The sequence below is a fragment of the Okeania sp. SIO2C2 genome, from assembly GCF_010692625.1.
Lineage (GTDB): Bacteria > Cyanobacteriota > Cyanobacteriia > Cyanobacteriales > Microcoleaceae > Okeania > Okeania hirsuta.
Genome location: NZ_JAAHGM010000037.1, coordinates 40,594 through 53,221 on the forward strand (window position 1 = coordinate 40,594; position 12,628 = coordinate 53,221).

Annotated in this window: 9 protein-coding genes; 1 reads left to right on the forward strand and 8 read right to left on the reverse strand. The window is 32.0% G+C overall.

Annotated elements, in window-relative coordinates:
- Positions 1-626: 626 nt before the first annotated feature.
- Both F6K18_RS24250 and F6K18_RS24255 read right to left on the reverse strand, forming a co-directional pair.
- Complete coding sequence (locus F6K18_RS24250) at positions 627-1,583, reverse strand: lysylphosphatidylglycerol synthase transmembrane domain-containing protein (RefSeq protein WP_124146507.1); 957 nt, start codon at positions 1,581-1,583, stop codon at positions 627-629.
- A gap of 38 nt (positions 1,584-1,621) precedes the next feature.
- The gene (locus tag F6K18_RS24255; protein WP_287524895.1) at positions 1,622-3,217 is read right to left on the reverse strand and encodes a hypothetical protein; all 1,596 of its coding nucleotides are present in this window, start codon (positions 3,215-3,217) and stop codon (positions 1,622-1,624) included.
- 712 nt (positions 3,218-3,929) lie between these two features.
- Here F6K18_RS24255 and F6K18_RS24260 point away from each other — a divergent pair.
- The gene (locus tag F6K18_RS24260; RefSeq protein ID WP_287524896.1) at positions 3,930-5,780 is read left to right on the forward strand and encodes a DUF6798 domain-containing protein; all 1,851 of its coding nucleotides are present in this window, start codon (positions 3,930-3,932) and stop codon (positions 5,778-5,780) included.
- A gap of 231 nt (positions 5,781-6,011) precedes the next feature.
- Here the strand turns inward: F6K18_RS24260 and F6K18_RS24265 are convergent, their stop codons facing one another.
- The 6 genes from F6K18_RS24265 to F6K18_RS24290 all read right to left on the reverse strand — a co-directional run bounded on the left by F6K18_RS24265 (position 6,012) and on the right by F6K18_RS24290 (position 12,605).
- Entirely contained in the window at positions 6,012-6,143 is a 132-nt protein-coding gene (locus tag F6K18_RS24265; RefSeq protein ID WP_287524897.1) for a hypothetical protein, read from the reverse strand.
- 253 nt (positions 6,144-6,396) lie between these two features.
- Positions 6,397-7,887, reverse strand: a complete 1,491-nt coding sequence (locus F6K18_RS24270) for a glycosyltransferase family 39 protein (protein ID WP_287524898.1) — start codon at positions 7,885-7,887, stop codon at positions 6,397-6,399.
- 457 nt (positions 7,888-8,344) lie between these two features.
- The gene (locus tag F6K18_RS24275) at positions 8,345-8,770 is read right to left on the reverse strand and encodes a hypothetical protein (RefSeq protein WP_287524899.1); all 426 of its coding nucleotides are present in this window, start codon (positions 8,768-8,770) and stop codon (positions 8,345-8,347) included.
- A gap of 68 nt (positions 8,771-8,838) precedes the next feature.
- Positions 8,839-10,758 (reverse strand): glycosyltransferase family 39 protein, encoded by a 1,920-nt coding sequence (locus tag F6K18_RS24280; protein ID WP_287524900.1) that lies wholly within the window; start codon positions 10,756-10,758, stop codon positions 8,839-8,841.
- A 6-nt stretch (positions 10,759-10,764) separates the two neighbouring features.
- The gene (locus F6K18_RS24285; RefSeq protein WP_287524901.1) at positions 10,765-11,745 is read right to left on the reverse strand and encodes a glycosyltransferase family 2 protein; all 981 of its coding nucleotides are present in this window, start codon (positions 11,743-11,745) and stop codon (positions 10,765-10,767) included.
- A 695-nt stretch (positions 11,746-12,440) separates the two neighbouring features.
- Positions 12,441-12,605 carry a hypothetical protein gene (locus tag F6K18_RS24290; protein WP_287524902.1) on the reverse strand — a complete coding sequence of 55 codons (165 nt, stop codon included), beginning with the start codon at positions 12,603-12,605 and terminating at the stop codon, positions 12,441-12,443.
- Between the last annotated feature and the right edge of the window lie 23 nt (positions 12,606-12,628).

Genomic DNA, 12,628 nt, shown 5'->3' on the forward strand with positions numbered 1-12,628 from the left:
TTTTTCGACTACCACTGACAACCTTCTTCAAAAGGATAGCACTACGTCTTTTGGTTAGGACAATAATTTTTGGTGGTAAGGGAACAGAGGAATGTCAAGAGCGTAAAAACCAGAATTACGCCCAACAATTTCGTTAAAGTGGTGATCACCTCCCAAGCGATAATAAATTTTATCTGCCTTTTTCAAATATTCGGGCAACTTTTGATTTAATTAGGGTTTGCTGATTAAATCTAAAAGTATTGACATATAAAGGTTTTAGCATTTTTTAGTTAAAAAAAGTCCCAGCTTTTAGGTCGCTTAGGTTCAAAAAATTAGCATTTTAGGCGCATAGTTGCGCAGAAAAATCAAGGGACTATTCTTCCTCCTACCTCCTCTATAATTCCCATTTCTCCTGACTCGGTCCTCCTACCCTCACCCATAAGACTTTTTCAGCAAACCCTAATTAATTAATAGGAAAAGCTGCATCCACACCACCAACAAGAATGATTGTCATTCTCACAAAACCTGTCAATTTTTTACCGCTGCTTATATTCTTTAAACCCTTATCCAACAATAGTTTTGAGCTGCTTGTCACCCCATGATTTCAAAAACTTTAACCGCATTTATTGTTGACTCAATCTTAAATATCAAAACTGTTGATTTTTGTTCATTTGTTTAACTGTTGCCATCATTTCTCCTAAAAAGGGTAAACCAATAATCGCAGGAAGAAAATAACGAGAAGTGCATAATAAACCTAAAGCTGCTCCTGTAGCTTCTCCAAAATAAGGTTGATAAAATAAAATCAAAGCAGCATCACGAGTACCCACTCCAGCAAAAGTAAGTGGTAATAAACCAGCTAAAATTGCTAGAGGAGATAAGGCTAAATTAGTCAAGAAAGGAACATCTGCTTTAAGAGCTAAAATAAATAACCAGATTTGAAATAAATGTAAAAACCAAATAAAAATAGAAGTAGTAGAAACTTTAATTAATTGTCTTTTATCCTCCCAGAAATAATCGTGCATTTCTAACCATGATTCTTTTAAACTCTCTAATTTTTTCCCTATTTTTTTAGGTAAAATCTTAATCCCAATGTCAAAAAAAACAATAGCAAATTTTCTAGAACCTAAGAGAATTAAACCTAATATTAAACCTACTCCTACTCCTATAGTCATCAACCAGAAAAGAGAATTCTTGTCAGGATAAACTATCAAGCCAAATACACACCATAAAAGTAGTGATAACATATCACAGGCTTTTTCAAAGACTACTAAAGAGAGAGATAGAGTACCACTTAAATGTCCTCTATCTTTCATAAAATAAGCCTTAGCAATATCACCCATTTTTGATGGTAAAACCATATTCAAAACACTAGCACCTAAAATCAAACGATTTGCTTCCAGAAAATCTAAACTGCTTCCTTTAGGCATTAATTGTTGTAATCGCCATGAGGTAAATAAAGTAATAGGAATTACCATGGCTAAGGATAAAAACATGATTAAACCATCACAATTAGCAAAAACTTTGGCTAAATTTTGTAGGTCAATTTTAGAGTAAATAATTAGTAGAATAGCAACGCTTACGGCAATCGAAATATATTTTTTCATGGGATTTATTAGATGATTAATTATGGCTATTTAGTTACTTATAATTTTCTTTCTAATGTTAAATTTTGCTTTGGTTCAAGTTGTTTTATTTGTGGAGTAAGATCGAGCCAACGTTGTAGTTGTCCTTCTTGAAAAGTTCGACTCATAACTACATATATAGAAGTTTGATCGCAACCTATTCCCCCTGCAATAACGGAATCCCATGATTCTGCAGTTAATTGATCGTAAACAACCCAATTGCCATTATCCCACTGTAAAGAACGATAGAATCCAAAAGGAGCATTTTTCTTACCAGTAATCAGTATTTTTTGCAGAGTTTTACGGATTAAATTTGGGAAAAAACGTCCTAGTGTAAACATAACTATTCTTAAAACAATTAAATTAAAGCTAGTCATTTGTTTTTGTTTTGCCCAACCTAAAGAACCTTGAATAATAATTTCATTTTCCCCTAGTTCAATTTTGTAACGAGAGCTAACTAAATGAGCTACTGCATTTTTTACTTTATTTCCTTCCTTGATTAACAGAGAAAATTGAGTATCAGAAAGAATTAATTTATTGTCACGAAATAGTTTGAAAACTCCGCCTTTATTAAGAGCAAGATAAAGTTCAGTATTTTCCCTCCTATCTATTAAAATACCTCCTTCTTTTAAATGAAATCTTCCCTGAGGGCGAGGGGATAAATCAGGTCGAACTTCAACAAAATCACGCCAAGCTAAAAGGTAATTCCAAGTATGATGTCCTACTATATGATCGTCCGCATAACAAGGATTTAATCCTTTTTCTAAACCCTTTAAAAAGCGATCGTTAATATTCAATGCTTCTGGCATCCATTTGCCCACTAATTCAAAGCCATAGGGAAAGAAATTATAAGTATTACGACTGGTGTATTCTCCACCATAAGAGCCATCTGGATGAACAAAATGACTAGCAAGAGCTACAGCTTTCGCTAAAGCACCTTTTAGATCGATATTAGGATTAAGTTCATAAATCCATGCTAAACAAGAGATAGTTAAAGTATGATAGCCTGGGTCGCATCCTTCATACTCTTGAAACCAACCTTCATGGTTTTGCCATGATAAAACTTGTTCTAAACGCTCTTGTTTACTTTGATTCCATTTATCAGTTTTTAATAAATCAGAAAGTAACTCTAAGCATAAAACAATTAATGCTTGATGATTTGTCAGTCTGCCACTTTCTTGATGATGTGCTAACCAATCAGCTCTTTTTTCAAAAAATCTTAAAGCATTTGGATTATCTAATTCCATTAACTTATAACTCTCAATACAAGCTAATAAAGAAAATGCTGCTGCTCCTCCTGCTCTTTCAAATGGAAAATAATCATCACAAGAGCCATCTTTATGAGCACTTTTGGCGGCAAATAAAATTCCCGCTTCTACCCAATCTCTAATAATTTCTTGACCATAAAAATGATTTTCAGGAATGTTGGTTTTATAAGCTAAAGCTAGAGGAAAAACAAATTCTTGGCTCATTCCACTGGGAAAATCTATAATTTTATACTGCCAAAAATTTCGATCAAAACAGCCATAATTATAGCTATGAACATTTCGATCCATTAAAGTCAATATTTTAGGTATTTGGGCGATCGCCTCTTGAGCAAATATATTTCTATTCATTAATAATATATCAATCTAATTTTAAGTAGGTTGGCAGGGAAATTTATAAGTATGTGACGAAAAATTTAACTCTCGAACTAGAGTTTAATTTAATCGGTTCTCTACTGTATTGTCCTATTTCTAGCCTCGCAGTCACTCCATCCATAAATTCCATAAGCAAGGTCTAACTAGTTGTCAAACATTTGTCGCGACAGTTCTCTTTTTTGAGATATTGCCACTCCAATTCAATTGGGTTGATCTCAGAACAATATTTAGGCAGAAATTAAAGATGTATAAACCCTAATATTTCTACTTTAACCATAACTTTTGAACTTCCTGACATTTGTGTATTAGGCCATTATCCTATACTATGACTCTCATACGTCCTAATTTTTCTGCTTCTTGAGCTTCTCCCTGCATCATCTGGATGTAAGATTTACGGTTCACCAGCGATAACGCTCACCATAAACAAAGCTGATTAGAGGCTTAAACAGCGCGATAATGCTTAATATAGGACATCGATGCTTTGTCTATTCAAAAGATTTTTGTTCACCTCAATTAGTAATACTAGCACTAGAGAATCAGCATCAGAGTTTTATACAAGATTTAAGATGATATTATCATACAATATCCATTATTTTATACCATTTTACTTTAAAAATATCACAAATAGAGGCTTTATGTATGACAGGCATTTAGTAAAATTGTATTAGATTTAGACACATATATATCAATGATATTCACAAAAACTAATTTACCAAGACAAGTTGCTATCTATATATTTGTAATTACTGGTTCACTGATTCTTTATGGTTATTCTTTTAACTCTTCCCAAAATGTAGCACTTGACGTTCCATATGTTCAAGTTTTCATCGATCCTGAAATTTATAGTAAAGATTTTTATGTTCAAGAATTCTTAAACTTTACACCAAGATACTACCATCAAAAATTAATATCTTTAACAGCTAGCTTAGGTTTAGGTTTATCCTTGACCTACTTACTTTACTATATAATGGCTTTTTCCTCCCTTGTAACAGGCTTGTATCTTATAGGGAAAAAGTTTGGTCATTCTATTTTATCAGGAGCACTACTGGCTTTTTTGGTTTTAAATACACATAACTTAGAAGCAACAGTTGGATATACAAGCATTTTTAGAACTGAACCAACTCCTAGTATTTTCGCAATGGGATTGGCAATTTGGGGAATTTATTATTGCTTTTGTAATAACTGGTTTAGAGGGTACTTATTTTTTGGATTGGCCTGTCTTTTACAATTTTTAGTTGGTTTTTTACCAGGGTGTTTGTTTATTCCTATATTATTGAGATATGCACATAAAAATCATTCTCTGAAAACTTTAATAATTTCTTTGGTAATATTTGTCGGCTTTGCTTGTTTAGTTTATGTTCCCATGAAGTTAACAGGAGCAACTAATAGTGGGATTCTGAGTGACTCAGAATTTATTTATTGGTATGGTTATATTCGCCATCCTCACCATATAATTCCTTCTCGGTTTCTGATTCAAGAATGGAATAGTTTTATTTTTTATATTATTGGTACTTTTTTATTAATTAAAACCTCAGATTTATTAAGTTCTGATGATCGAAAAAATCTTTGTATCATTATATATTTAACTTTGTTGGCACTTGCTGTTAATTATGTTTTTGTTGAAGTTTATCCCTTATCTTTATTTGCAAAATTGCAATTAGCTAGAACAACTCCTTTTGCAAAAATTGTCACACTTATCGTTATCAGTGTTGCAGTTACTCAATACTATCAAAAAGGGAATCTAGCAATTTGTTTACTGCTTCTTTTTATTCCGACTATTCCGACTACCAAGAATAACGGAATGCTGTTTTTTTCAGTAGTTTTAATAATTGTAATTTTGGAAACTTTTGATTTATTAAAGTTAACAAGAACCAGATTATTTACCTCTCTAGCAATTATTTGCTTATTAAGTTGGATTATTTTCAATGCTCCTTTAACATCAATTTCAACAATATTAGAAATTATCTGTCTACAATTACTTTCTTTAGGAATTTTATCAATTCCTTTTTTATTACAAGAAAAGCAATTACTACTAAAAAAACTTAATGTAAGGATTAATGCAACTATTTATACTTCAGCGATATTTTCTCTGATCTATTTTTATTTAGGTTTTTTCCAACTCTTACATAAAAGATTACCCCAAATTAATTATTCTCAGCTCCCAAGCAATCGTCTTGCATTGAATTTTAGAAATCTTACTACCAAAGATTCCTTAATTTTGATTCCTCCTTCTCAACATAAATTTCGCCTTTATTCTCAAAGGTCTGTAGTTTTTAGTTTCAAAAGTTTTCCCTACACTGATAAAGGAATAAAACAATGGTCTGAACTTTATAATATTCTAGTGGATTTAGAGTGGAAAAAAAGAATTATTTCCCGTAATTTAGATTTAAAATATCAGAATTTAAGTAATGAAGAAATCATCAGAATTGCGAAAGATTTTGGTGCTGAATATATCTTAACTAAAACTAATTGGCATTCAAATCTACCATTAGAAAAACTGATAGAAGATGAAAAATGGGTTATTTACAAGTGTAATTGAATTTTATAGTATCAATATATGATTGTAAAGTTTGGAGAGGCAGTAAGTCAGGAATAGTATCAGGAATAGTCTTAAGAAAAATATTGTTATTAACAAATCTTGATTGATCAGGACTTACGCAGTACAACTATTGTATAATCTCAGCATTTTTCTGGATATTGTCACTGTAATTAGTGCCGTTGCGTAAGTCCTGTTTATTATCATTTTCTTTGTGGGTTTAATACCCCACCGTCAACGGGGGTGTTCAAAATTACTTGGGGGAGCGTAAACGCGGAGCGGCCCTTCGTTGACTATCCCCATGTAATTTTCCTCCTGTCTCCTGTCTCCTGTCTCCTGTCTCCTGTCTCCTGTCTCCTTCTTCAAAGTCGCTACAAACCGTTATGAATTGTCCTATCCCAGAATTGAGAGATCGTTTTCTGGCAATTCCCCTTTAGGGACATTGCATGCAAAGTCCCTACCTACTCTCCTACTCCTTCTCCTTAAAAAGACTTTTTCACCAAACCTTATTATAGAGCTATACAAGCATTGACATAAAGCCTAAATTCATCTGCTTACCATACTGACTGGGTTGTTTTAATGAAAGGTGTTTTTATGAACCTGAGGTATCAGAGACTTTCTAGCATCTATTCAAGTCATAAAGATAAGTTGATGCACCTTTCTTTTCCAAACGATCTAATTCCAGTGAACACTCCAAGCTTTGAATATAATCTAAAGTAAATTCTTTGACTTTTAAGCTTCTTTCCCAGCTGTAGGAAAACAAAAACCACACCCTTGAATTACCGCGTAAATTTTCGATGTTTTGGACAAAACTATTTTTACCTGCAACTCCCCTAATAGTTTCTAAATTTTTTGAATTCTGAAATCGACGCTGATAATAATCAAATTGATGCTTTGTTCTATAGAATAAATAGACTTTGTCATTGGATTTAGACTTATCAAAAATATATTCAATAACTGGCCTAATATTTTCTCCTACTATCGGGTTCTTGAGATTGTTCAATCCGATTAAGACTGGATTAAGAAAAAGGACAAAAACTATACCTATATATACAAATTTGTGAACCCTTTTCTTGAGATAATCTAGACCTTCAGCAACCAATAAAAGCAAGGATGGTACAATAAATAGAAGCGATCTTCCTCTTGAAATATAATCCAAGCTCGACCAAGTTGTAAACGTGTATTTTTGAAGAATAGAAGCTATCAGTGCTATTACAATTGGCAGAACTAATACAAAAAGCTGAAACCTTTTTTGTTGTACTATTTTTTGTGTGCAACCACAGATAAAAAGAACCCAAGATAGACCATATATCCCCAAACTTCCAGGATTAATAAATATATTTTTGAATGCATCTAAATACCAACTAATAGTATCTTTTGGCGAGGAGGTCAATGGATTAGGAGCGAAATATCCTTTCCTCGCCCATGCTGCTAACTGACCATCACTTCCGACGGAGTTATTAATAACCAAATGAAATATCAATAGAAAACTTATTAAGATTAAAAAAGCAATAATACCGTACTTGATGAAATCAATCTTTTTTCTTTCGAGTAAGCTGCAAAGAATCAATGAAAAACCAACAGATGCTAGAACAAATATAGCCGGAAAAGAGAACCATAATGATAAAGCCCCCAAAAAACCATAAAGAAATGCCCAGGGGTAACTTATCTTTTTTTCGTATAATTTTAGAGCAAGAATGTATATAAATAGAGTTACTGAAACATCAATAGAATATTGTTTAAATTCTGAGGAATAATAAACTAATGAATTAGAAATTGCAAATAAAAGTAAAGCATATGGAACAGTCCTAGGACTATTATATTTTTTAGAGACTAAATAAAAAAGCCAAAGAGAAATTAATCCAAATACTAAAGTAGGAAGTCTCAAAGCATATTCATTTGGTCCGAATAAATTGATAGAAGTACGAACCAGAAACAAAAATAATATGGGCGCATTTTGACGAGCATCTAAAGGCTCAAGTAAGTCAATATAGGAACGATCAATTACATTTACCGCCAACATTGCTTCATCTAGCCAAAGTGGACGGTTGAAAATGAACTGATAAATTCTTAGGGTAGCTCCAATTAATAAAATTACTGCTGTAGTCAAATTCATATGGTGAAAATATCTAAGTGAAATAGTCCTTGTCATGTTGTTAAGAGTAAAATAGACTTCTCGGAAAATTAATCTCAAATATTTAAATTTACTAGGCTAAAACTTAGTTTCCGGAGAAGTCTAATACAAAAAAAAACGATGATATTTAGACATAATTAACAAATGTAGATTATGTTAATTTTTTTAAGTTACTTCACTGTAATAATTAGCTTTATTTCCTCTATAATTAAATTTTAGAGTATCAATAGATGATTGTAAAGTTTCCAGAGAAAGTAAGTCAGGAATACTAGTAATAAAAACATTTTTATCATTTTCTTTGTGGGTTTAATACCCCACCGTCTACACGGTGTTCAAAATTACTTGGGGTGAGAATCCCCATGTAATTTTCCTCCTGTCTCCTGTCTCCTGTCTCCTGTCTCCTTCTTCAATAGCGAATCTTGATTCCTTAAAGTCACCACCAATAGTTTTTTTTATTAAAAGAGAAAAAATCTAACCCTAAGATCACTGTTTTCAGACTGGAGTTTTTTCTAGTTCGAGCAAAATCTATAATTTGATGAAGTTCATAGATTCCTGCTAAAGGTAATCCCGCATTGTATGTTTTCTTAGAACCAAAAACTTGAGAACGAGGATTTAATCCATTCTGTACCCTTGATGTTCCTAATAAGAGAATTTCATAGTTACCTTGTTCAATATCAAGACTCTTAACTTTACGCATCCCTTGTTTTTCAATCAAAGATTTTTCTTGGTTAAAATACTCAATGTTGATAATCCGATAAATTTTATCAGGATCTACTAATAGATTGATAGTAAATACCACTGTTAATTGAGAAATAACAACTACACCGAATATTTTTAGAAAATGAGCATAATCTTTCATCCATCCATTACCTTAAAATTATGAATAAAATCATAACTTTTTGTCGCTCATTTTCATTATTAATTCTCTTAATTTTTTAATTTATTTCTATCTATATTGATAATACAATCATTATTTAAGTTTTGAAAATTAGAGTTAGAATCTTTCTTGATTAATACTTGAGATTCATTCTCCACATTTATATGTTTAATTTCTTTAGCGTAATTTTCATTTAATAGAACTAATAAAGGATACTCAAAAGAAGAACTTTTAAAAGTCAACCCTATATTTTTGCATTGATTTGATTCTACTCTCACAACTTCATCTAAATAAAATTGTTGATATGTTGGTTGAGTTTTAAAATACTGTTCTACTCTTGAATTTTGAAAAATATTGTTCTCCCCAATTAATGGTCTGACTGAATTAAATAGAACCCATTTGTAAGAAAGAAATAAAACAAGTATTGCTAAGAAATAGCTTATTTGTTTCGGCAAAGATTTAGAAAATACAATAGCTACAAAAGGAGAAAACAATATAAATAGAGGTAAATGTAATCGACAACGATAAGGAGACCATGTTAAAAGACTTGCGAATAAAACAAAACCTAAAACTAGAACTATCCCATATTTAATTAAAAGTTTATTTGTCCATATTTTTTGATTAATAGTTAATACAACAAATGACCCTATTATTAATAATAAATGCAAAGGATTACCTGCAACATCTTCATTAGTAGATAAGCCAGGAACATAAAATTTCCTGGCTTTAGGGCTAGTTAAAGCTGGATCGGATAAGTCTATTCCTAATACTCCGTGAATAATTTCTAATACTTTATTAGTTAAACCCGTAGTAGGAGAAATAATTTTTTCTAATTGTAGATTCCTGACAATATCAGCATGCAATGATAAATTTTTTAATATTCCTGAAATAGAAATCAATACACCGAATTCTTTATTTCTTTCTCCCGTCGCCGCCAACCCTAATACCGAGTCAAAAAGAGCATAATTTCTTAAATAATGTCCTAAATTAATGGCTAATACTATTAATAAAATAATAACTATAGGTTTAATAGCTTGCCACTTTAAATTCTTAATTCCCCACAACAATAACCAAATACAAAATGGGAAAGCATAAATATAAGCCGTACCTTTTGTTAAAATAGCTAAACCTAAACTAAACCCTAAAAACAAAATATTACTTTTAGATATACCGTTTTCTAAGGTTGTAAATGTAAAATAAACAAAACAAATTAACCAAAAAGTAACTACAAGATCGTTATTAGTACCAGAAGCTTGTAGAATTCCCATAGGAATAGTTACAGCAAAAACACTAGCCAGAATTTGATCGCGAATATTACCACCTAACTGTTTAGCAAGAATAGAAACACCCAAGACACTCATTACCATGCTACCCCATTGGATCGTATTCACAAAGCGATCGCTTTTGTTGAGAATTTGAAAGTGAGCCATGGCATATTCTGACCAAGGATTTTGATAGAGATGAAATAAATTATAGGTAGGATAATGAGCGACAGTATGATTTTGAATCCAATAATATATACGAGGTAAATGATACTCCATTGAATCGGAGTGATTGGGTGCAGCGATTATTGCATTTATACCAATTAAGAACACAATAATTGTTATACAGGTGAGCAAAAGTATTAACATTGGTGATAATCCCAGTAAGCTTTTGCCCCATATTTTAAGATTGTTTATATGTTTTTTTAACGAATATTTTGTTAGTAAAAATATATATAAACAATTTATTAATAGCCAAGCTGCTATTACCCAAAAATACTGAAATAAACCAAATAAACTTAGTAATTCAGTTATTATTGTTAAAATTATTCCCCATAAAACAATTGCTTTAAAGAAACTATCACGCCAATCATTTTTTTGAGTTAATAATTGAGCAAAAATTAAAACGAAAGATAAGATAGGAAGAATTATCATTTTTAATATTTCAATAATAAATATTTTTGAAAAAGTCCAGCAAATTTTTACCAAAAAAAGCTAATCAAAATTAGAATTTTTAGGGTTATTTTCTAATGAGTTAGCCAAAAAATTACGACGTAACTTTAACTGAATATCTTCTAAAAGCTTACGATTAACTGACATCAAATCAGCAACTAGACCAAAAATAAATAGCTGAAATCCCGTTAAAATTAAAATTGCAGCTAAGACTAAACTAGGGACATGAGACCTCGTAGTGCCACTCAAGTATAGAATGAACCAACGTACACATAAAATGAAACCAAAACTCAAGGGAATAGTCCCTAAAATTGAGAAAAACTTTAGAGGTTTATAAGTCATAAAAATCCGAACGATCGTAAAAATCGATCTTTGGATATAAGCTGGAATGCTTTTAACTAATCTGGATGGTCGTAAATAACCATTAGTTCTAATGGGGACAGAAATAATTGTCATTCCTTTTTGCCCAGCTTGGATAATAGTTTCTAGTGTGTAAGTATATTCATTAAAAACATTTAATTGTAGTGCTGCATTACGACTCATAGCACGGAAACCGCTAGGAGCATCAGCAATATTTGTTTCACTAGCAATACGGACCACTAAACTACCTATTTTTTGTAAAAATTTCTTGATTGGTGAAAAATGTTTAATCTGTTGAATTGGTCTAGCACCAATTACTATTTCTGCTCTTCCATCTAAAATTGGTTCTATTAGTTTAGGTATATCTGCTGCACAATATTGATTATCAGCATCGGTATTAACAATAATATCAGCTCCATGTTGCAAACAGGCTTCTATTCCCGCCATAAAACCTTTTGCTAATCCTTGATTATATTCAAAATTAACAATATGATCGACTCCTGAGGCTTTAGCTACTTCTAAGGTCTTGTCAATACTACCATCATTAATAATCAACCATTCTACCTTATCTATACCAGGAAGTTCTCGAGGTAATTCAGTTAGAGTCATTCCTAAAGTAGCTTCTTCGTTATAACAGGGGATTTGTATAATTAGTTTAGTCATTAATCTTTTTTCCCTTTGTTTATGTTGTCTCACTAGCCTAGTTTGTCTGCTTTCAGTAGTCCACTTGCTCAACTCATCTATGGCTACCTGACATATAAGTTTACTCTTTTTTCTGCTTTTTATCAACTTCTTTAATTTGAGTGCGAGTCTAACCTGCCATTCGATCAAAGCTTTGAACTTCATCAGCATTGTCAGGCTTTTGATCTAAGTTAGCGAAGGATAAAAAGATAGGCAATACCAGTATAAAAACGATCAAAACTTTCCCACTAATCTGCATAAAGAGTTCAGTTTGCTGATACTGATGAACTTGAGCTAGATGGAAAGATATAGCATTTCTCTTTGTAACTGGTTTATATCATGTCCTGATAAGAGCGCGATAGAACTCCGTTCCGCGCTCCGCGTTAATGTGAGTTATTCACCAGCAAACAAAAAACCTTCTCCCTTTGAACCAATATTCCCTTTCCTACGGAATGCTGCACAAACAGCATAGCTGCCCTCAGCATAGCTGCCTTCCTTCCTCGTAAGTAAAGTATTCAATGGGATGATAATTAAATTAGCAGAAGCTAAAACTTTTGATCGATCAGGCTAAATTTTTGGCGTTGCTGAGTGGTAATGATTTTGAGATTAACTTTGGGCGCAAAACATCAGTTTTTCAATTTTACCTTCCGTTCATAGACATCTCCAAGAATCAAAAATCAATATCTATATCCCAAAGAAATTATCAATTCTTTCCCCTCTAGGGAGGGGGAGGGGCGAGGGGTGGGTTCCCTACAGCAAAGCTGCCTACTCGCTACTCCACGCATATGGAGTAAATGTCTAATTATCATTACATTTAAGCAACGCCAAATTTTTGGCCACATATCAAAATCATCCCTTAATAATG